General features: G+C 61.4%; 20 protein-coding genes. 4 read left to right on the forward strand and 16 right to left on the reverse strand.

What is annotated here, in order from left to right; translation table 11 throughout:
* Positions 1–57: 57 nt before the first annotated feature.
* The 12 genes from hisJ to ACTJJ6_RS05885 all read right to left on the reverse strand — a co-directional run bounded on the left by hisJ (position 58) and on the right by ACTJJ6_RS05885 (position 12102).
* Entirely contained in the window at positions 58–840 is a 783-nt protein-coding gene (gene hisJ, locus ACTJJ6_RS05830; protein WP_004936109.1) for a histidine ABC transporter substrate-binding protein HisJ, read from the reverse strand.
* A gap of 303 nt (positions 841–1143) precedes the next feature.
* On the reverse strand, positions 1144–1716 hold the full coding sequence (locus ACTJJ6_RS05835; protein ID WP_016926883.1) for a UbiX family flavin prenyltransferase: 573 nt from the start codon (positions 1714–1716) through the stop codon (positions 1144–1146).
* Between the two features lie 132 nt (positions 1717–1848).
* Positions 1849–3366, reverse strand: a complete 1518-nt coding sequence (gene purF / locus ACTJJ6_RS05840; RefSeq protein ID WP_004936117.1) for an amidophosphoribosyltransferase — start codon at positions 3364–3366, stop codon at positions 1849–1851.
* A 21-nt stretch (positions 3367–3387) separates the two neighbouring features.
* A complete protein-coding gene (gene cvpA / locus ACTJJ6_RS05845) occupies positions 3388–3888 on the reverse strand; it encodes a colicin V production protein (protein WP_004936119.1) in 501 nt (166 codons plus the stop codon).
* Between the two features lie 234 nt (positions 3889–4122).
* On the reverse strand, positions 4123–4875 hold the full coding sequence (gene dedD / locus ACTJJ6_RS05850) for a cell division protein DedD (protein ID WP_440803098.1): 753 nt from the start codon (positions 4873–4875) through the stop codon (positions 4123–4125).
* The gene (folC, locus tag ACTJJ6_RS05855; RefSeq protein WP_110147216.1) at positions 4876–6141 is read right to left on the reverse strand and encodes a bifunctional tetrahydrofolate synthase/dihydrofolate synthase; all 1266 of its coding nucleotides are present in this window, start codon (positions 6139–6141) and stop codon (positions 4876–4878) included. It lies immediately after the preceding gene.
* A 190-nt stretch (positions 6142–6331) separates the two neighbouring features.
* Positions 6332–7240, reverse strand: a complete 909-nt coding sequence (gene accD / locus ACTJJ6_RS05860; RefSeq protein ID WP_028127750.1) for an acetyl-CoA carboxylase, carboxyltransferase subunit beta — start codon at positions 7238–7240, stop codon at positions 6332–6334.
* A gap of 232 nt (positions 7241–7472) precedes the next feature.
* Positions 7473–8135 (reverse strand): DedA family protein, encoded by a 663-nt coding sequence (locus ACTJJ6_RS05865; protein WP_019453745.1) that lies wholly within the window; start codon positions 8133–8135, stop codon positions 7473–7475.
* A 78-nt stretch (positions 8136–8213) separates the two neighbouring features.
* A complete protein-coding gene (truA, locus tag ACTJJ6_RS05870) occupies positions 8214–9035 on the reverse strand; it encodes a tRNA pseudouridine(38-40) synthase TruA (protein WP_033635351.1) in 822 nt (273 codons plus the stop codon).
* Positions 9035–10045 (reverse strand): aspartate-semialdehyde dehydrogenase, encoded by a 1011-nt coding sequence (locus tag ACTJJ6_RS05875; protein WP_015378594.1) that lies wholly within the window; start codon positions 10043–10045, stop codon positions 9035–9037. The genes truA and ACTJJ6_RS05875 overlap by 1 nt, the downstream gene beginning before the upstream one ends.
* 108 nt (positions 10046–10153) lie before the next feature.
* A complete protein-coding gene (gene pdxB / locus ACTJJ6_RS05880) occupies positions 10154–11275 on the reverse strand; it encodes a 4-phosphoerythronate dehydrogenase PdxB (protein ID WP_049300069.1) in 1122 nt (373 codons plus the stop codon).
* 53 nt (positions 11276–11328) lie between these two features.
* Positions 11329–12102, reverse strand: coding sequence for an AraC family transcriptional regulator (locus ACTJJ6_RS05885; protein ID WP_033635354.1), 774 nt, complete (start codon positions 12100–12102; stop codon positions 11329–11331).
* A 117-nt stretch (positions 12103–12219) separates the two neighbouring features.
* Between ACTJJ6_RS05885 and ACTJJ6_RS05890 the strand changes: the two genes are divergently transcribed.
* The gene (locus tag ACTJJ6_RS05890) at positions 12220–13140 is read left to right on the forward strand and encodes a DMT family transporter (RefSeq protein WP_016926878.1); all 921 of its coding nucleotides are present in this window, start codon (positions 12220–12222) and stop codon (positions 13138–13140) included.
* On the opposite strand, the gene ACTJJ6_RS05895 is transcribed toward ACTJJ6_RS05890, so the two are convergent.
* The 3 genes from ACTJJ6_RS05895 to ACTJJ6_RS05905 form a co-directional block, all read right to left on the reverse strand.
* On the reverse strand, positions 13137–14555 hold the full coding sequence (locus tag ACTJJ6_RS05895; RefSeq protein WP_164053280.1) for a sensor histidine kinase: 1419 nt from the start codon (positions 14553–14555) through the stop codon (positions 13137–13139). The two genes, ACTJJ6_RS05890 and ACTJJ6_RS05895, sit on opposite strands and share 4 nt — an antisense overlap.
* A complete protein-coding gene (gene tctD / locus ACTJJ6_RS05900) occupies positions 14542–15216 on the reverse strand; it encodes a transcriptional regulator TctD (RefSeq protein WP_016926876.1) in 675 nt (224 codons plus the stop codon). Before tctD ends, ACTJJ6_RS05895 begins: the two co-directional genes overlap by 14 nt.
* A 167-nt stretch (positions 15217–15383) precedes the next feature.
* Positions 15384–15602, reverse strand: a complete 219-nt coding sequence (locus ACTJJ6_RS05905) for a hypothetical protein (protein ID WP_228009735.1) — start codon at positions 15600–15602, stop codon at positions 15384–15386.
* Positions 15603–15988: 386 nt separating this feature from the next.
* On the opposite strand from ACTJJ6_RS05905, the gene ACTJJ6_RS05910 reads away from it, so the two are divergent.
* From ACTJJ6_RS05910 to ACTJJ6_RS05920, 3 genes are read left to right on the forward strand one after another with little or no spacing between them, the layout of a single operon-like run.
* Positions 15989–16969, forward strand: coding sequence for a Bug family tripartite tricarboxylate transporter substrate binding protein (locus ACTJJ6_RS05910; RefSeq protein WP_028127751.1), 981 nt, complete (start codon positions 15989–15991; stop codon positions 16967–16969).
* A 15-nt stretch (positions 16970–16984) separates the two neighbouring features.
* On the forward strand, positions 16985–17416 hold the full coding sequence (locus ACTJJ6_RS05915) for a tripartite tricarboxylate transporter TctB family protein (protein WP_016926873.1): 432 nt from the start codon (positions 16985–16987) through the stop codon (positions 17414–17416).
* Between the two features lie 11 nt (positions 17417–17427).
* Positions 17428–18945: a tripartite tricarboxylate transporter permease gene (locus ACTJJ6_RS05920; protein ID WP_193843359.1), complete on the forward strand. Its 1518-nt coding sequence runs from the start codon at positions 17428–17430 to the stop codon at positions 18943–18945.
* A gap of 34 nt (positions 18946–18979) precedes the next feature.
* Here ACTJJ6_RS05920 and ACTJJ6_RS05925 read toward each other — a convergent pair whose 3' ends face one another.
* Positions 18980–19609, reverse strand: a complete 630-nt coding sequence (locus ACTJJ6_RS05925) for a CatB-related O-acetyltransferase (protein WP_049300072.1) — start codon at positions 19607–19609, stop codon at positions 18980–18982.
* Between the last annotated feature and the right edge of the window lie 20 nt (positions 19610–19629).

A 19629-nucleotide genomic window follows, 5' to 3' on the forward strand; every position in this document is an offset into this window, starting at 1 on the left:
CGAACCATCGGGGCCGGCACGCCGGCCCCGCAGTCACAGCATGGAACGGTAAGCGGATTACCCGCCGTAGACGTCAAAGTCGAAGTACTTTTTCGCGTATTTGTCGTAGGTGCCGTCTTTGCGCATCTCGGCGAAGGCTTTGTCCAGCGCCGCTTTCAGCTCGGTATCGGTCTTGCGCAGCCCCATGCCGGTGCCGACGCCGAAGAACTTGTCATCCTTCACCGATTCGCCGGCGAACGCATAGTCTTTGCCCGGCGGCTGTTTCAGGAAGCCGTCGCTGCCCGCCACTTCATCCTGGAAGGCGGCGTCGATACGGCCGGAAGCCAAATCGGCGTAAACCAGATCCTGGTTCTGGTAAGGCACGACGGTGATGCCCTTCGGCTGCCACATGGCGTTGGCGTAGGCTTCCTGGGTGGTGCCCTGCAACACGCCCACACTCTTGCCTTTCAGGGCGTCCACGGTAGGCAACAGCTTGGACCCTTTCGGCGCGATCAGACGCGCGTTGGCGGCATACAGCTTGTCGGTAAAGGCGATTTCCTGCTGGCGTTTTTCGGTGATGGACAGCGAAGAGATGATGGCGTCGATTTTCTTCGCCTTGAGGGATGGGATCAGCGCGTCGAAGTCGCTCTCCACGAAGGTGCATTGGGTATTGATGCGTTTGCACAGCTCTTTGGCCAAATCGATGTCAAAGCCAACCAATTCGCCTTTGGCGTTTTTGGACTCAAACGGTGCGTAAGTCGGATCGGTGCCAATCTTCAGCGTGGAAGGAATGGCGGCAAAGGCGCTGCTGGCGGCGCTCAAAGCCAGAACTAACGGCAAAATCAAAACCCGCTTTTTCATAAATTACCCTCAAATTGATTTTTTGATGCCACTACGGGCATTACTTTTCCCCACCAAATCAATTTGCAGTAATCGTGCCACATTAGGTGCTACGGGCGGAGGGAACGGCTCCGGCCTTCACAATACTGTTTCCTGGGACGATAACCGCAAAATTAAATCGGCCGCTCGGGGCCGCGCCACTGGCAGCCGCGATAAGGCGGCGCCATGAAACAGTGAACGTGATGAAGTGGGATCATTATGGTGCATACGCCGCCCTAATTCAGTGCGGTGTTGCACAAATGTGCCAATTTGGGGATAAAAATGTTAATCAGCACCCTGCCAGCGGGTGAACAGATCGGCCGGCAGTTCGATATCAAACTGATCGATCACCCGATTGACGGTCTGATCGATGATGTCTTCCACGCTTTTCGGCTGGTGGTAAAACGCCGGCACCGGCGGCATGATCGCCGCGCCCATCTCCGCCGCCTGCGTCATCAACCGCAGGTGTCCCAGATGCAGCGGCGTTTCCCGCACGCACAGCACCAAACGGCGACGCTCTTTGAGCACCACGTCGGCGGCGCGGGTCAGCAGCCCGTCGCTGTAGCTGTTGACGATGCCGGACAGGGTTTTGATCGAGCATGGCAGGATCGCCATGCCCAGGGTTTTGAAGGAACCGGAAGAGATGGCGGCGGCGATATCGCGCGCATCGTGCACCACGTCGGCCAACGCCTGCACTTCACGCAGGCTGTACGGCGTTTCCAGCGCCAGCGTCTGCCGTGCAGCGTTGCTCATCACCAGATGGGTTTCCACCTCTGCGACGTCGCGCAAAACCTGTAACAGGCGCACGCCGTAGATCGCGCCGCTGGCGCCGGAAATGCCGATGATGAGTCGTTTCATGGAAAATGGCCTCTGCCGTAAAAAGTAAGATCAGGCAGACTTTGCCGCAATGGCGAGGGATAAGCAAGTTCACAGGAGCAAGGCGCACCGCCGCAGACGCGGCGATGCCCCCCGAGTAATCAACGCGGCCGGTTAGCCTTCGTTGTGCAGTTCCAGATTTTCCGCTTCGGTTTGCCCTCGCAGCGCCTTGGCGTCGTCGCTGCGCAGCGACTCCAGATATTCCAGATAGCTTTGATCGACGTCTTTGGTCACGTAGATGCCGTTGAACACCGAGCATTCGAACTGGGTGATGTCCGGGTTCTCTTCGCGCACCGCTTCGATCAGATCGTCCAGGTCCTGGAAGATCAGCCCGTCGGCGCCGATAATCTGGCGGATTTCATCCACTTCACGCCCGTGGGCGATCAGTTCGTTGGCGCTCGGCATGTCGATGCCGTAGACATTCGGGAAACGCACTTCCGGCGCGGCGGAAGCCAGGTACACACGCTTGGCGCCCGCTTCGCGCGCCATCTCGACGATCTGTTCCGACGTGGTGCCGCGCACGATGGAGTCATCCACCAGCAGCACGTTCTTGTCGCGGAACTCGGCGCGGTTGGCGTTCAGCTTGCGGCGCACCGACTGACGACGCGCCTGCTGGCCCGGCATGATAAAGGTGCGGCCGACGTAGCGGTTCTTCACAAAGCCCTGGCGGTAGGGTTTCTCGAGAATGCGCGCGATCTCCAGCGCGATGTCGCAGGAGGTTTCCGGGATCGGGATCACCACGTCGATGTCCAGATCTTCCCATTCGCGGGCAATCTTCTCACCCAGCTTCTGGCCCATGCGCACGCGGGCGCTGTAGACCGAGATCTTGTCCATAAAGGAGTCCGGGCGCGCGAAATAGACGTATTCGAACAGGCACGGGTTGGTTTTCGGGTTCTCTGCGCACTGGCGGGTGAACAGCTGGCCCTTGGTGGTGATATACACCGCTTCGCCCGGCGCCACGTCGCGCAGGAACTCAAAGCCCAGGGTATCCAGCGCCACGCTCTCTGAAGCCACCATGTACTCGCTGCGGCCATCCTCCAGCGTGCGTTTGCCGATCACCAGCGGACGAATACCGTTCGGATCGCGGAACGCCAGCAGGCCATGGCCGATGATCATCGCCACGCAGGCGTAAGCGCCGCGCAGTTGCTGATGCATGGCGGCGACCGCGGTAAAAATGTTGTCGGCCTCCAGCGGATAATGCGGGAAGCGATCCAGCTCGCTGGCCAGCACGTTCAGCAGGATTTCCGAGTCGGAGGTGGTGTTGACATGGCGGCGGCCGCTTTCGAACAGCTTTTGGCGCAGCTCATGGGCGTTGGTCAGATTGCCGTTGTGGGCCAGCGTAATGCCGAACGGCGAGTTGACGTAGAAAGGCTGGGCCTCAGAGGCGCTCGAGCTGCCGGCCGTCGGGTAACGCACATGGCCAATGCCCATGTTGCCCTGCAAGCGTTGCATATGGCGCGCCTCAAACACATCTTTCACCAGGCCGTTGGCTTTACGCAAACGGAACCCGTTGTGGGCGTCAATGGTGACGATGCCTGCGGCATCCTGGCCACGGTGCTGAAGCACCGTCAGCGCATCATAAATCGACTGGTTTACCGGCATGAAACCGGCGATACCGACAATACCGCACATGTTGTCTTTTCCTCATCAGCGCTACCGCCCCGGCAATTGGGTCGGCAAGAAACTCGACGTGCTCTGCAGGTAGTCAAAGAACCACCTGATGACGTAACTGAACTGGGGAATGAGCTGTGACTGTTTCCAGTCGGCACTCTGTGAAAAGCCGGTAAAGGTATCCAGGAAGAACAGGATCGCTGCGACGATCAATACTCCGCGCAGCGCGCCGAAGCAGATGCCCAACACCCGGTCGGTGCCCGACAACCCGGTTTTCTCTACCAGTGAGCTAATCACATAGTTAACAATAGCCCCTACGATCAAGGTCGCGATGAACAAAATCGCGATCGCGATGCCGTTTCGCACCAGTTCATCTTCAAAACGAGTGAAATAGACCGCAAGGTAAGAGTAGAAATGGCTGGCAACAAAAAACGCACATCCCCATGTCACAAGTGACAATGCTTCGCGAACAAACCCTCGGATCAGGCTCACCAGAGCCGAAAATCCAATCACCGCTATAATGACGTAATCAATCCAGACCATGAACTATTCCAATGATGAATCGCCCCTGCATCCAATTCGCGGCGAATTCTAACAGAAAAAGAAAACGTTTGCGTAGGGGATTTCCTACCACGTTACAAATAAAAAGCGGCGATCAAAAAATTCCCAATCGCCGCGCCTACATAGGTGATTTCGCCTGTAAAAGGCGCGGTTTTTCTCGCTTTATCTCCACCACTCCTTAATTCAGGGGCGCATCGTGCTGCGCCCCTGCGGGGTTTAACGGCCGTACGGCTTCACCTGCCCGCTCAGCCCGCTGATCGAGTTCAGCGACGGCAGCGCCGCCTGCAGCTTCTGCTTGGAAGCGTCCGGGCCGACGTAGATACGGGTGATCTGCCCCTGCACCGGCGTTGACGGCACGGTAAAGGCGCGATAGCCCGAGAGGCGCAGCGAGGCGACAATCTCGTTCGCCTTGGCGGCATTTTTCAACGCCCCGAGCTGCACGACGTAGGCTTGCCCGGCCGGCGCTTTTTCTTCCGCCGGTTTCGGCTGCGGCGTCGGTTCAGGTTTCGGCGTCGGCTCCGGCTTCGGTACCGGCTTCACTTCCACCGGTTTCGGTTGCGGCACCGGTTTCGGTTTCACTTCCACCGGTTTGGTTTCTACCGGTTTGGTTTCTACCGGTTTCGGCTTGGGCTGCGGCACCGACGGAGGACGCGTCTCGACCGGTGGCGGCGCCACCTGCGCTGGCTGCTGAGCACCTTGCCGCACCGCCTGTTGCGCCGCCGCTTCGTTGGCCGCCTGCTGTTCGACCAGCGCGCCCGCCCCTTCCGGCGGCTGCGCCGGCAACGGTTGCGTCACCGGTGGCAGCACGTCGTTCTCTTCGACGTCGCCCGCCTTCGGCACCAACGGAATGGCCGCGAATTCATCCTCGTAATGCTTCTTTTTGCCGTCCAGCAACCCTGGCAGGATGATCACCCCCAGCGCCACCAGAATCACGGTTCCGACCAGTCGGTTCTGAAATTTACTCGCCACTCACACTCCCCGCATCTCGTCTAACGCCGCCATCACCTGCGCCACGGTGTGGAACGATCCACAGACGATCACAATATCCTGTTTATCAGCATCCTGCATAGCCTGCCGCCAGGCAGTTTCGACATCATTAAAGCGGCGCGGTTCCGTCAGATGCTGCGCCAGCTGTTCGACGCTGGCGCCGCGCGGCCCGTCGAGCGGCGCGCAGTACCATTCATCCACCTGCTCGCTGAGGCAGGCCAGCGTGCCGGCGATATCCTTGTCCGACAGCATGCCCACCACCGCGCGCACCTTGCCGCCGTTGCGCGGCAGTTGGGCCAGACGCCCGGCCAGATAGCCGGCGGCATGCGGGTTGTGCGCCACATCGAGGATCAGCGTCGGCTCCCGCCGCACGATCTGGAAACGCCCCGGCAACGTCGCCTGCTGCAGCCCGGTGAAAATCGCGCGTTCGTCGATTTCCAGCGGGCTGCAGTTGAGCGCCGCCAGCGCGGTAGCGGCGTTGGCCAGCGGTACGTTCGGCGTCGGCAGATCGGTCAGCAGCGTGTCGCCGCCCTGCCACTGCCAGCGATCGCCCTGCTCGCTGAAGCGCCAGGCTTCACCACGGCGAGACAGCGGCGCGCCCAGCGTTTCGGCAACCTGACGAATGCTGTCCGGCATATCGGGTTCACCGACCACCGCCGGTTTGCCGCTGCGGAAAATGCCGGCCTTTTCACGGCCGATGCTTTCGCGATCGTTGCCCAGCCAGTCGGTGTGATCGAGCGCAATGCTGGTGATCACCGCCACGCTCGGATCGACGATGTTAGTGGCGTCGAGACGCCCGCCCAGCCCCACTTCCAGGATCACCACGTCGAGTCGCGCCTGTTTGAACAGCTGCAGCGCCGACAGGGTGCCGAATTCGAAATAGGTCAGCGACGTTTCGCCGCGGCCGGCTTCAATGGCGGCGAACGAGCGGCTGTGCTCCGCTTCGCTCAGCTCTTCGCCCTGAATGCGCACGCGTTCGGTATAGCGCACCAGATGCGGTGAACTGTAGACGCCGACGCGCAGGCCGGCGGCCAGCAGAATAGCTTCAAGGGTGCGACAGGTGGTGCCTTTGCCGTTGGTGCCGGCAACGGTGAACACCGTGGGTGCGGGGGTCAGTAAATCCAGATGCGCCGCGACGCGCTGTACGCGCTCAAGGCCGAGTTCGATCGCCTGGCTGTGCAGACGTTCCAGATAGTAAAGCCACGAGCTCAATGGCGACGTGGCTTGGGGAATTTGGTGGTTTTGCATGAGTCCCATCACTGAACTTGGGTTCATTAATCCATCAGGGCACCACCCTCACCGCGGTAAAGGCGATGCGCTTCGTGACTGCCGCCAGCCTGCAAACCGCAGCGGAAAGGCTACGGCCGGCAGGGAGCGGGCATCAGCCGTCACTTAGCCACAAAGTGGCGGCTGAACCCGGGCGGGATCTGTCTTTGCCTCAGGCGTCGGCCTGCGGCTCCGGCTCAATGACCGGCGCGGCCTCATCGAAATGCGGCTGCGGCTGGTTGGTCAGCTTGGACAGAATGCTCGCCAACGTTTGGCGCATTTCCGGACGGCGAACGATCATGTCGATCGCGCCTTTTTCGATCAGGAACTCGCTGCGCTGGAAGCCTGGTGGCAGTTTCTCGCGCACGGTTTGCTCGATAACGCGCGGGCCGGCAAAACCGATCAGCGCTTTCGGCTCGGCGATATTGATGTCGCCCAGCATCGCCAGGCTGGCGGAGACACCGCCCATGGTCGGGTCGGTCAGCACGGAGATATACGGCAAGCCGCGCTCCTGCATTTTGGCCAACGCCGCGCTGGTTTTCGCCATCTGCATCAGCGACATCAGCGCTTCCTGCATGCGCGCGCCGCCGCTGGCGGAGAAGCACACCAGCGGACAGTTGTCCTCCAGCGCCTGCTCAACCGCACGCACGAAACGCGCGCCGACCACGGAAGACATCGAGCCGCCGATGAAGGCGAATTCGAAGGACGCGGCGACGATCGGCATGCCGTACAGCGTGCCCTTCATCACCACCAGCGCGTCTTTCTCGCCAGTCGCTTTCTGTGCAGCGACCAGACGATCTTTATAGCGCTTGGAATCCTTGAATTTCAGAACGTCCTTCGGCTCCAGATCGCTGCCCAGCTCCACTTCGCTGCCTTCGTCCAGCAGGGTATGCAGACGCGCGCGCGCGCTCATACGCATGTGGTGGTCGCACTTCGGGCACACTTCCAGATTCCGCTCCAGCTCGGCGCGGTAGAGAACCTGGCCGCAGCTGTCGCATTTAGTCCAGACCCCTTCAGGAATGCTCGCCTTACGGGTTTGTGTGATATTGCTCTTGTTAAGAATTCGTTCAATCCAGCTCATCGATGACCTTTCTGTTTGAACCTGGCACACGCCAGTCCGCTGTTCATGCTTTAACAATCCCCCCGAAAACACCCCAATGAAAAAATGCCCGTTCGCGGCGCGGCAAGCGCGGCGACTGAGGCATCGGCTTCAGGGTTGTTCGCAGGAACAGACCATAATGTCGCTCATTAAACCATATCGGCCCGACGCTGTGGACAAAAAACTGGTCGAACCGACAGGTTAAGCGATGTTTTTACTGTTTTTGCTGGCGGGCGGCCGCGCGCTTGTGGCGCCAAATTTCAATCACGCCCGGCAGAATCGAAACGATGATGATCCCGACGATCAACAGCTTCAGGTTCTCCTGCACCACCGGCAGATCGCCGAACAGATAGCCAGCATAAGTGAAGAGCAGCACCCAAACCAGTGCGCCAATCACGTTGTAGGCGGCGAAGTGGCGATAGGACATATGCCCCATGCCCGCGACGAACGGCGCAAAAGTACGCACGATCGGCACGAATCGCGCCAGAATAATCGTTTTCCCACCGTGCTTCTCATAGAACTGATGCGTCTTGTCCAGGTAGCTGCGGCGGAAGATTTTCGAATTCGGGTTGCTGAACAGCTTCTCGCCGAACAACCGCCCGATAGTGTAGTTCACCGCATCGCCGAGGATCGCCGCCACCACCATCAACGCCACCATGGTGTGCACGTTCAGATCGTTGGTCGGCAACGCCGCCAGCGCGCCGGCGACAAACAGCAAAGAATCCCCCGGCAGGAACGGCGTCACCACCAGACCGGTTTCGCAAAACAGGATCAGGAACAGAATAGCGTAGACCCACATGCCGTATTGTGCGACCAGTTCGGCCAGGTGCACATCAATATGCAGAATGAAATCAATAATAAACTTGATGATATCCATAAATTCTCTCATTGATACCGGGTGTTTCAGTCACCCGGCAGAAGCACAAGGGAGCGACGCTTTCAGGCGTGCCGGCGTTTAATCGTCGGGCAAAAACAGCGGCCCCATCGGCGGCCGCGGTAGACCAAAGTGGTCAGGGTAATCCACGGCAACCAGATACAGCCCCTCGGCTCGCGCCGTCGCCGCCGCCAGGTTGCGATCTTTCAGCGCCAGCAACTCGGCCATCCAGTTCTCATCCTGATTGCCGCAGCCGATCTCCATCAGGCTGCCGACGATGTTGCGAACCATGTGATGCACAAAGGCATTCGCCTTGATATCTACCACAATATATTCGCCGTAGCGCGTAACCTTAACGTGTTTTACGCAGCGCCACGGAGTGCGCGACTGACACTGCACCGCGCGGAACGACGTGAAGTCGTTCTCGCCCAGCAGCGCCTGCGCCGCCCGATGCATGCGATCGGCGTCCAGCGGGTGATAAAAATGCGTCACCCCCTGTTGCAGCACCGCCGGCCGGTAGCGGTGGTTGAAAATAATGTAGCGGTAGCGGCGCGCGGTGGCGCTGAAACGCGCGTGAAAATCGTCGGCGACGGGGCTCACCCAACGCACCGCGATATCCGGCGGCAGATGGGTGTTTACCCCCATCGTCCAGGCGGCGTCCTTGCGGCGCGCAGTGGTTTCGAAATGCACCACCTGCCCGGTGGCGTGCACCCCGGCGTCGGTACGCCCGGCGCACAGCACGCTAATCGGCGCATCCGCCACCTTGCTCAACGCCTGCTCCAGGCGTTGCTGCACGCTGGCCACTTCTTGCTGCCGCTGCCAGCCGTAGTACCGGCTGCCGTCATATTCGATGCCCAGCGCGATCTTCAGCGTCGGCTGAGCGGGTGAGACCACCTCAGACATCAGTACATCTGCTCCTGCACCAGACGCTCGGCGGTTTCGACAGCCATCAACGCGCCGCCGAAGCGCACGTTGTCCGCCACCGTCCAGAACTGCAGCAGCTCGGGGATACCGTAATCGTTACGCAGACAACCGATGCTGAGCGCATCGCTGCCGGAGGCGTCGGTGACCTGAGTCGGGTAATCGTCCTCTTCGCTCAGCTGAATGTCTTCAACCTCTTCGAGTTCGCTGCGCGCCTCTTCGGCGGACAGCGGGCGCAGCGCTTCCAGGTGCACCACCTGCGCGTGGCCGTAAAACACCGGCGACTGAACGCAGCTCACCGAAATCGGCAGCCCTTCATCCTGCAGCACCTTGCGCACCTGATCGACGATCAGGCGCTCTTCGCGCACGCTGCCCTGCTCGTCGGCGACAAGCGGCAGCAGGTTGAACGCCAGCTGTTTACCGAAGACGCCTTCCTCGGCCGGAATGCCGTTCAGCAGGCGCGCGCTCTGGCCGGCCAAGTCGTCCACCGCCACCTTGCCGCGCGACGATACCGACATCAGCGTGGTGACGTGCAGACGCGACAGCCCCGCCTGTTCGGTCAGCGGTTTGATCGCCGTCAGCAGTTGGCTGACCATGCTGTCGGCCACCGCCACGATATTGCGGTTACGGTAATCCGCCAGCACCTGCGGGTTCACGCCCGGCACCACCAGCGGCACATCCGGCTCCATGGCGAACAGGCCGCTGGTGTCGATCACCAGGCAGCCCATGTTGCCGGCTTCTTCGGCATAGCGCGCGGAAGCGTCGCTGCCGGCGACGAAGAAGGCCAGCTGCGCCTGCGACCAGTCGAACTCTTCGGCGTTTTGCACCAGAAGAGACTTGCCGTTGAAGCGCACATTGGCGCCCGCGCTGCGTTCGCTTGCCAGAGGATAGAGTTCACCCACCGGGAACTGGCGTTCCTGCAACAATTCCAGCAACGCTTCACCTACCGCGCCAGTGGCGCCGAGCAGCGCGATATTCCAGCCGTCAGACATCGGGTTTTCTCCAGAGTATTTCATTCATAAAAGCACACGGGCAGTGCAATCACCGCCCGATAATCTTTACCGCTCACTGTAGCGGCGTTGGCTTAAGACAACCTTACGCTACGCCACGCTGAAGCCCAGCTTGCCGAGCAGCTCGGCGCTGGCGCTGTCATCGCATTGCACGGCCAGCGAAGACCACTCGCGGCGCTCCTGGTAGTGCTTGCGCAGGCGATCGAATTCGCCCGGTTGCCCGGCGACTTTGCGCAGTGGCGCATCATCGCGGCGCACATCATACACCAAGTGCATCAATCGTTTTAACCGCGCTTCATCCAGCGGGCCGTTGAGGCGGATCAGGCTGAACTCCGGCACCGGCAGCAGCGAGGCCAGCGCCACCTGCTGCGGCTGCCCCAGATGGCGGCTGAACGCTTCGAACACCTGGGTGGTGCCGCGCGCCTTGCCTTCCAGCGTATACCCGGCGATATGCGCGGTGCCGATATCCACCCGCGCCAGCAGCGGCAAGGCGAGATCCGGCTCGGGTTCCCACACGTCCAGCACCGTGCTCAGCTTTTTGCCCTTTTCCAACGCCTGCAGCAGCGCGGTGTTATCCACCACCGGCCCACGGCAGGCGTTGATCAGAATGCGCTTGTCCGGCAGCGCCGCCAACAGATCGGCGTCCGCCAGATGCAGCGAATGGTATGGGCCGGATTTATTCAGCGGCGTATGGAAGGTCAGCACGTCGGCCTCGGCCACCAGCTTCTCCAGCGGCCAAAACTCCCCGGCGTCGCCGCGATCGGCGCGCGGTGGATCGCACAGCAGCGTGCGCACGCCCAGCGCTTTGAGGCGCGCGTCCAGGCGGGAACCGACGTTGCCCACGCCGATGATGCCGACGGTTTTATCCCGCAGATGGAAGCCATCGCGTTCGGCCAGCAGCATCAAGGCGGAGAACACATACTCGACCACCGCAATGGCGTTGCAGCCCGGCGCGGCGGAAAAGCCGATGCCCTGCCCTTGCAGCCAGGCGTCATCGACGTGATCGGTGCCGGCGGTGGCGGTACCGACAAAGCCGATGCGGCTGCCGGCCAGCAAGGCTTCATTGACCTTGGTGACCGAACGCACCATCAGCGCATCGGCATCCGCCAGCGCCTCGCGCGGGATCGGGCGGCCCGGCACTGCCTGCACGTCCCCCAGGCGGCTGAACAGCTCGGCCGCGTACGGCATATTTTCATCAACCAGAATTTTCACTGCGTTCTCCGACGGTTTACGGCTATTTGTCTGCGAAATAGTGTGCCACTGAATCAGGCACGGCGAAAGCGCTCAGGGGTGGTGCCGGCGATCTGCTGGAACATGACGATAAACGCCGACGCGGAGCTGTAGCCGACGTCCAGCGCCACGTCCTGCACGGTCTTGCCCTGCTCGAGCAGCGACACGGCATGCAGAAAACGCAGGCGCTGGCGCCATTCGCTGAACGACATGCCCAGATCCTGTTGGCAGCGGCGCGACAGCGTGCGCTCGGTGGTGTAGACCCGAGCCGCCCACGCCGCCAGCGAGGTGTTGTCCGCCGGGCAGTGCTCCAGCGCTTCCAGCACCGGCGCCAAAAACTTGTCGTCCGACGACGGCAGATAGGTTTGCTGGCGCGGCGACAGGCGCAGCTGATCGATCAGTACCTGGCACAGGCGCAAATCCTCCTCCGCCTGCGGAATGTACTGCTTGCGCGCATAGAAATCCTCGGCGATGGCGCGGAAAATGGGCGTGACGCTCACCAGACAGGGGTCGGCCGGCATACCGGCGCACAGCGCCGGCGTGATGTCCACCATGCGGCACTGCGCCAGTCGCTGGTTGTAGCAGGAGTGTTCGATGCCCGCCGGCGCCCACAACACGAACTCCGGCGGCGCCAGAAAGCGCTGCCCGCCGATGCGCAGCACCATCACCCCGGCCTTGACCCACATCAACTGGCCCCAGGTGTGGCTGTGCGGCTGGAATTCGGTGCGCGCGTTAAACTCTTCGCAGCGGAACTGCACCGGGTTGGGCGCCGGGATCAGCGACTCGGGGAAATGGCGGATTTCTGGCATGGTTTCGTCCCGTGATTTGTCTTGTTTACGCCGATTTTTGTCTGGATATCGCTATATATGATAAACCGGACACGCGTAGACTAGCCAGCATGTTGGACGTTATTGAGAATAATTATCATGAATATGCTCTTCCCGCTGTTGGCCGTGCTGATTTGGTCGATTAACGCCGTCGTCAGCAAACTCTCCGCCACCGCCATCGATCCGGCGGCCATTTCGCTCTACCGCTGGCTGCTGGCGCTGGTTGCCCTGACGCCGTTCGTGCTGCCGGGCGTGCTGCGCAATTGGGCGCAGGTGCGCGCCAACTGGTGGAAGTTGATGATCCTCGGCCTGCTGGGCATGGTGCTGTATCAAAGCCTGGCCTATTACGCGGCGCACAGCGTCAGCGCGCTGTTTATGGGCATCATCGTGTCGCTGATCCCGCTGCTGACCATCCTGATCAGCATCGTCCTGCTGCGCATTGCGCCGACCGTCGGCGTGCTGCTCGGCAGTATTCTCTCCTTCGGCGGTTTGATCTGGCTGGTCAGCGGCGGCCAGCCCGGCGTACTGCTGCAGCACGGTATCGGCAAGGGGGAATTGATGATGCTGCTCGCCACCGCCTCTTACGCGCTGTATGGCGTGTTGACCAAACGCTGGGCCATCGCGCTGCCGAACTGGCAATCGCTGTACGTGCAGATCCTGTTCGGCGTGCTGCTGCTGCTGCCTAATTTCCTGATGGCGCAGGATGTCGGCTTGAACGGCCATAACCTGCCGCTGGTGCTGTTCGCCGGCATTCCGGCTTCGATTATCGCCCCGTTCCTGTGGATCCAGGGCGTGATGCGCCTGGGCGCCAACACCGCCTCGATCTTCATGAACCTGGCGCCGGTGTTTACCGCCGCTATCGCCGTGCTGTTCCTGCATGAGCAGTTGCACGGTTACCACCTGATCGGCGGCGGCATTACCCTGCTGGGCGTTATCCTGTCGCAGCGGCTGCGCACGCCGCTGACGCGTAAAGCCAAAGTCCCGGCGGCTGACGTCGAGTCCTGCAAAGAACAGGCTTAAGACAACAGCCTGAAACGCACCCGCACCAACAGGCCGCCCAGCGCGGCGGAGCTCAACAGCTCCGGGCGGGTGCCGTGATACGCGGTGATATCCTTCACCAGCGCCAGCCCCAGGCCGGCGCCCGGCTGATCGCCCACGTTGTCCAGCCGGTGAAACGGCTGCAGCGCCAGTGCCTTGTCCTGTAAGGCGATGCCGGGGCCGCTGTCTTCTATCTCCAGCACGCCTTCCCCTGCCGCCTGATCCTGAGTGAGGCGAGCGGTGACCACGCCCTGACGCGGCGTGTATTTCAGCGCGTTGTCCAGCAGGTTGGCGCACAGCTCGGCCAACAGCAGCGGTTCCCCCGCCACCTGGCACACCGCCTCGCCTTCAAACCCGAGATCGATCTGTTTACTGCGCGCCTGCGGCAAGCGGGAAAAGCAGGCGTCGCGCAGCACCTGCGCCAGATTGACCGGCTGCAGCTGGCGCTCGGCCCGGTGCTCGCTGGCCTTCAGACGTGATAGATGCAGCAGGCGGTCGGTCAGCGCCACGGTATTATCCAGCGTCGCGCTCATCGCCTGCAGGCTTTCTCGCCACTGCTGCGGCCGGTCGCTGGCCAACGCTACCCCAACCTGGGTCTTCAACACCGCCAGCGGCGTGCGCAGTTGGTGCGAAGCGTCGGCGCTGAAACGCTCCTGGCGCGCCACCATCAGCCGCAGCCGTTCGATATAGCGATTGAACGCCACCAGCAGCGGCTGCATCTCCGACCACGGCAATACCCGCGGCAAGGGCGTCAGCTCGCCCGGATCGCGCCTCAGCATGATGCCGGAGAGTTTACGCATCGGCTTCAACACCCGCTTGAGCAGCGCGAACGCCAGAATCAGGGTCAACACCACTACCGTGCCCTGGCTCAACAGCGCCGCGATCATCATCTGCCGCGCCAGGTAACGGCGCGACTCCAGGGTTTCCGCCACCAGAATGGTCGCCATGCCGCTCACGCCCGACTCGTTGATCGGTTGAAACAGCGCTGCCACACGGATCGGCCGGCCGAGGTATTCCGCATCGTAAAAATGCACCAGCGCCGGATAGAGCGAGGAACGCGGGATATGGGGCGGCAACGACGGCAAATCGTCATAGCCCGAGATGCTTTTTCCCTGCGGCGAAATCACCTCGTAATACAGCTGATCGTTCATGTTGCGCTCGAAGCTGTCGAGCACTACATAGGGCACATCGACCGCCAGCTTGCCTTCGCGCACCACCAGTCGCTCCGCCACGGTGCGCGCCGACGCCAGCAGCGTGCGATCGTAAGCCAATGTGGCGGCGCTCATGGCGCTGAAATAGTGGGTGTAGATAGAGATACCGCCCAACGCCAGCAGCGGCAGGCCAAAAAACAGCAGCAGTTGATAGAACAGCGAACGCGGCGCATTAAACCACCGCATTGCAAAGCTCCAGGCTGTAGCCCAGACCGCGCAGCGTGACGATCGCCACATCGCTGCCCTGCAGCTTTTTCCGCAGGCGGTGTACGTAAAGCTCGATGCTCTCGGGATTGGCCTCGTCGGACAGCGTAAACACCTGCTCGAACAGCTGTTGTTTGGCCACCGGGCGGCCGCGCCGATGCATCAGCGCGGTCAACACCGCCAGTTCGCGCGGCGTCAGCGCCAGCGGCTTGCTCTCCAGCAGAAAATAGCCTTCGTCATGGTAGGTCAACGCGCCGTACTGCAACGCCGGCTGCGGGGCGCCGACGCTGCGGCGCAGCAGCGCCCGAATACGCGCTTCCAGCTCGTCCAGTTCGAACGGCTTGGTGAGGTAATCGTCCGCCCCCAGATTCAGGCCCTTTACCCGATCGGCCACGTCGGTGCGCGCCGTCAGCAGCAACACCGGCAGATCCTGCCCGCGCTTGCGCAGGCGCGCCAGCAAATCCAGGCCGTTCAAACGCGGCAGCGCCACATCCAACACCGCCAGCGCATAACGCTCGTTGAGCAACAGATGATCGGCCGCCACGCCGTCCGGAGCGACGTCGACGGCAAACCCGGCGCCGGTCAGCGCCTTTTGCAACCAGTGAGACAGCTCGGGGTGATCTTCAACCAATAACAGTCGCATGTTCCCATTCCATTGATTTATCTGAACAACCTGGCTCCGACACGGCGTCCGTTAACAGGCTGATAACAGAGAATGGCATGGAAAATAAGGGGATAAAAGAGCGCCGCGCCGCCAGTTTTGGGAGCTGGCACACAATTATGCGTATGGAGCGCGATCGCAGGGCGGCGTCAGATCAGCGGAATGGGGCTATCGGCCACGGCAATGTCCAGCACCGAGCGCAGCTTGTCGGCGGTAAACGGTGCAGAAACCAGCACGGAGCGATTGTTGACGGCAAATACCAGATCGATGCCGGTCACGCAGGCGGTCATCTGGCAGGCATATCTTTCACCGGCGGCGTTGACGAAATGCAGCTCAAACACGCCAACCTCGGCGCGCAGTCGCTTCAAACGGCACTGCCCGGTTCCACCGACCATCTCCGCGTAGACCTCAGGCAACCGTTTAATCGCGCATACTTTGGCGCTGTCCCTGCCGCTAAACAATTTCCCTAACGAAAACATATCACTGCGTCCCTATTCATTTCACTGATCATGATTTTATCGCGAAAGCAAAACGGCAAACCTGATATTACGCAGGATTTTGGCCGGTTTTGCGCCCTGTTCCTGCCAGCATTTCTATGGTAGCGCACCCGTGATTCGCTAGCGACAAGAGACCCTAATCACAGACTGGAAACTTTTCCGGCCACTGAAAGGTAAATGAAAGGTTGTTGTTTTAACAATCCTGCAACCGCGCTCAGCGGGATTCACAACCAGAACAATACCGAGGGCAAGTCACAATGAAAAAAATAATGACCCGTACCTTGACCGCCGCCGCACTGTTGCTGGCGGCCTCTCAGGCCTTTGCCGGGGAAGCGCCCAAACGCACCGAATGCATTGCGCCGGCCAAGCCCGGCGGCGGCTTCGATCTGACCTGCAAGCTGATTCAGGTGTCGTTGCAGGACACCAAGGCCATCGATAAACCGATGCGCGTCACCTATATGCCCGGCGGCGTCGGCGCGGTGGCCTACAACGCCATCGTCGCGCAGCGCCCGGCGGAGTTCGGCACCGTGGTGGCCTTCTCCGGCGGTTCGCTGCTCAATCTGGCTCAGGGCAAGTTCGGCCGCTATAACGTGGACGACGTGAAATGGCTGGCGGCGGTCGGAACCGACTACGGCATGATCGCGGTGCGCGCCGACTCGCCTTACAAAACCCTGAAAGACCTGATGGACGCCTTCCAAAAAGATCCCAACAGCGTGGTGTTCGGCGCCGGCGCCTCCATCGGCAGCCAGGACTGGATGAAAACCGCGCTGCTGGCGCGCGAAGTCGGCGTGGATCCGCGCAAGATGCGCTACGTGGCGTTCGAAGGCGGCGGCGAGCCGGTCACCGCGCTGCTGGGCAACCATATTCAGGCGGTTTCCGGTGACCTGAGCGAGATGGTGCCTTACCTGCAGGGCGACAAAATCCGCGTGCTGGCGGTGTATGCCGAGCAACGTTTGCCGGGCCAGTTGGCCGACATTCCGACCGCCAAAGAACAGGGGTACAGCCTGGTGTGGCCGATCATTCGCGGCTTCTACGTCGGGCCGAAAGTCAGCGATGAAGAGTATCAGTGGTGGATCGACACCTTCCAGAAAATGATGGCGACAGACGAATTCAAGCAGCAGCGCGATCTGCGCGGCCTGTTCGAATTCAATATGACCGGCAAAGAGCTGGACGCCTACGTGAAGAATCAGGTTGCCCAATACCGTGAGCAGGCGAAAGTGTTCGGCCTGGCCAAATAACCGCAGGGGAAAACCATGAGCGATCGTATTTTTGCCGGCTTTTGGCTGCTGCTGTGTATCGGCGGGCTGTTCATCGGCTGGGGCATTCAAAGCGAATACAGCTATGAACCGCTGGGGCCGCGCCCGTTCCCGCTGGCGATCCTCAGCCTGATGGCGCTGTGCGCGGCCCTGTTGCTGCTACGCCGCCCACAGGCGGTGGAATGGCCGCACCACAAGGTGCTGCAGCGGCTGCTGGTGCTGGTGATCACCCTGGTGCTGTATGCCTGGGGCTTTGAATGGCTGGGCTTTCCGCTGGCGACCGCGCTGCTGACGTTCAGCATCGGCCTGTTGTTTCAGGCCAGCCTGCCGGCGGCGGCCATCTCCGGCGTCGTCATGGGCGCAGCGCTGTACTACGCCTTTGACCAACTTCTCGATGTCACACTGCCGCTCGGCATCTGGCTGAGCTAACGGGAGCGATGATGGATACCTGGATGTATTTGACCCAAGGGTTTGAAGTGGCGCTGGTGCCGCAGAACCTGATTATCGCCCTGATCGGCTGCTTCGTCGGCACCATCGTCGGCCTGTTGCCGGGGCTGGGGCCGATCAACGGCGTGGCGATCCTGCTGCCGCTGGCGTTCGCCCTCAAACTGCCGGCCGAATCGGCGCTGATCCTGCTGGCGACGGTGTATATCGGCTGCGAATACGGCGGGCGCATCTCGTCGATTCTGCTCAACGTGCCGGGCGACGCGGCGGCGATCATGACCGCGCTGGACGGCTACCCGATGGCGCAGCAGGGGCGCGCCGGCGTGGCGCTGTCCATCTCGGCGGTCAGCTCGTTCGTCGGCTCGATGATCGCCATCGGCGGCATCATTCTGTTCGCGCCGCTGCTGGCCCGCTGGTCGCTGGCCTTCGGCCCGGCCGAGTATTTCGCCCTGATGGTGTTCGCCATCGCCTGCCTCGGCAGCATGATGAGCCAGAACCCGCTAAAATCGCTGCTGGCGGCGCTGATCGGCCTGGGATTGGCGACGGTGGGCGTCGACGCCAACACCGGCGTTTACCGCTTTACCTTCGACAGCGTGCATCTCTCCGACGGCGTGCAGTTTATCGTGGTGGTGATCGGCCTGTTCTCGGTCAGCGAAATCCTGCTGATGCTGGAAAGCACCAGCGCCGGGCAAAAGCTGGTGCGTAAAACCGGCCGCCTGCTGTTCAACCGTAAAGAGGCGGCGCAGTGCGCAGGCCCGACCCTGCGCTCGTCGGTGATCGGTTTCTTCGTCGGCATTCTGCCGGGCGCCGGCGCCACCATCGCCAGCGCGTTGACCTACATGACCGAGAAGAAAATCAGCGGCAACAGCGACACCTTCGGCAAGGGCGACATTCGCGGCGTAGCGGCGCCGGAAGCGGCCAACAACGCCTCGGCCTGCGGCTCGTTCATTCCGATGCTGACGCTGGGGGTACCGGGTTCCGGCACCACGGCGGTGATGATGGGCGCGCTGACGCTGTACAACATCACCCCCGGCCCGGCGATGTTCACCGAACAGCCGGATATCGTCTGGGGGCTGATCGCCGCGCTGCTGATCGCTAACGTCATTTTGCTGATCATGAACCTGCCGCTGGTCGGCCTGTTCACCCGCATGCTGACCATCCCGCTGTGGTTCCTGGTGCCGGCGATCGCCGCGGTGTCGGCGGTAGGGGTTTATGCGGTGCACAGCACCACCTTCGACCTGCTGTTGATGGTCGGGTTGGGCGTGTTCGGCTACATTCTGCGGAAAATGCATTTCCCGATGTCGCCGCTGATTCTGGGCTTTGTGCTGGGTGAGATGCTGGAACAAAACCTGCGCCGCGCGCTGTCGATCAGCAACGGCGAGTTCGGCATTCTGTGGAGCAGCAGCATCGCGCAAACGCTGCTGGTATTGGCGATCGCGGTACTGGCGTTGCCGCCGCTGCTGCGCCTGATGCGCAAACGCCGCCAACCGGCGGCCGAGGCCAAGGCCGAATAACGCGAAACGGGCGGGGATCCCCCGCCCGTGGTGTTTAACGGCGCAAGGCCGCAATTCCCTTTTCCAGCGCCCCGATATCGTCATCGGCAAGCAGAGGCTGGATCACCGCAAAGTCCGCCTCGGACAAGTCATAGAGGCGCAACGCAAGCAACCGCGCGATGATTTCCGGCGTGAATCGCCAACGGATAAACGTCGCCGGGTTACCGCCGACGATGGCATAAGGTTCAACATCGCCGGCCACCACGCTGCCGGCGGCGACGATCGCCCCTTCGCCTATCGATATCCCCGGCATCAACATCGCCCGCATGCCGATCCAGCAACCGTCACCCAGCCGGGTATCGCCTTTGGGACGGTATGCCTGCTTGATGGTTGCCATAAACGGGTACAGGCTCAGCCAGTCGATGCGGTGGGTGTGATTACCGCCCATCAGGATCACCGCTTCGGCCGCGATGCACACGTAATCGCCGATCAGCAAACGGTCTATTTCGCCCAGCGGCTGCCATTGCCGGCTGACCGCGTCGCCGTGCAGATAGCGCACCACCGAGCGTTCGAAGCCGTTGTCCCAGCAATCGCTGTAGTAGCTGTGGGTGCCTTTGACGATAATATTCGGGTTGGTCACCGTCTGATGCAGAAGCTCAGTGTTGGACCAGTGTTTTTCGGACATGGCGTATTCTCTTGTTACGG

This window comes from Serratia sp. 22278, assembly GCF_052045405.1.
Taxonomy (GTDB): Bacteria; Pseudomonadota; Gammaproteobacteria; order Enterobacterales; family Enterobacteriaceae; genus Serratia; species Serratia marcescens.

What these genes read in the sequence shown, in the direction of transcription:
- ACTJJ6_RS05835 (WP_016926883.1), bottom strand. Translation starts at nt 1,716, where the DNA reads ATGAAACGACTCATCATCGGCATTTCCGGCGCCAGCGGCGCGATCTAC.
- tctD (WP_016926876.1), bottom strand. Translation starts at nt 15,216, where the DNA reads ATGCGACTGTTATTGGTTGAAGATCACCCCGAGCTGTCTCACTGGTTG.
- truA (WP_033635351.1), bottom strand. Translation starts at nt 9,035, where the DNA reads ATGTCTGAGGTGGTCTCACCCGCTCAGCCGACGCTGAAGATCGCGCTG.
- ACTJJ6_RS05910 (WP_028127751.1), top strand. Translation starts at nt 15,989, where the DNA reads ATGAAAAAAATAATGACCCGTACCTTGACCGCCGCCGCACTGTTGCTG.
- ACTJJ6_RS05895 (WP_164053280.1), bottom strand. Translation starts at nt 14,555, where the DNA reads ATGCGGTGGTTTAATGCGCCGCGTTCGCTGTTCTATCAACTGCTGCTG.
- ACTJJ6_RS05920 (WP_193843359.1), top strand. Translation starts at nt 17,428, where the DNA reads ATGGATACCTGGATGTATTTGACCCAAGGGTTTGAAGTGGCGCTGGTG.
- ACTJJ6_RS05890 (WP_016926878.1), top strand. Translation starts at nt 12,220, where the DNA reads ATGAATATGCTCTTCCCGCTGTTGGCCGTGCTGATTTGGTCGATTAAC.
- ACTJJ6_RS05925 (WP_049300072.1), bottom strand. Translation starts at nt 19,609, where the DNA reads ATGTCCGAAAAACACTGGTCCAACACTGAGCTTCTGCATCAGACGGTG.
- cvpA (WP_004936119.1), bottom strand. Translation starts at nt 3,888, where the DNA reads ATGGTCTGGATTGATTACGTCATTATAGCGGTGATTGGATTTTCGGCT.
- hisJ (WP_004936109.1), bottom strand. Translation starts at nt 840, where the DNA reads ATGAAAAAGCGGGTTTTGATTTTGCCGTTAGTTCTGGCTTTGAGCGCC.
- purF (WP_004936117.1), bottom strand. Translation starts at nt 3,366, where the DNA reads ATGTGCGGTATTGTCGGTATCGCCGGTTTCATGCCGGTAAACCAGTCG.
- ACTJJ6_RS05915 (WP_016926873.1), top strand. Translation starts at nt 16,985, where the DNA reads ATGAGCGATCGTATTTTTGCCGGCTTTTGGCTGCTGCTGTGTATCGGC.
- folC (WP_110147216.1), bottom strand. Translation starts at nt 6,141, where the DNA reads ATGCAAAACCACCAAATTCCCCAAGCCACGTCGCCATTGAGCTCGTGG.
- accD (WP_028127750.1), bottom strand. Translation starts at nt 7,240, where the DNA reads ATGAGCTGGATTGAACGAATTCTTAACAAGAGCAATATCACACAAACC.
- ACTJJ6_RS05875 (WP_015378594.1), bottom strand. Translation starts at nt 10,045, where the DNA reads ATGTCTGACGGCTGGAATATCGCGCTGCTCGGCGCCACTGGCGCGGTA.
- ACTJJ6_RS05885 (WP_033635354.1), bottom strand. Translation starts at nt 12,102, where the DNA reads ATGCCAGAAATCCGCCATTTCCCCGAGTCGCTGATCCCGGCGCCCAAC.
- ACTJJ6_RS05865 (WP_019453745.1), bottom strand. Translation starts at nt 8,135, where the DNA reads ATGGATATCATCAAGTTTATTATTGATTTCATTCTGCATATTGATGTG.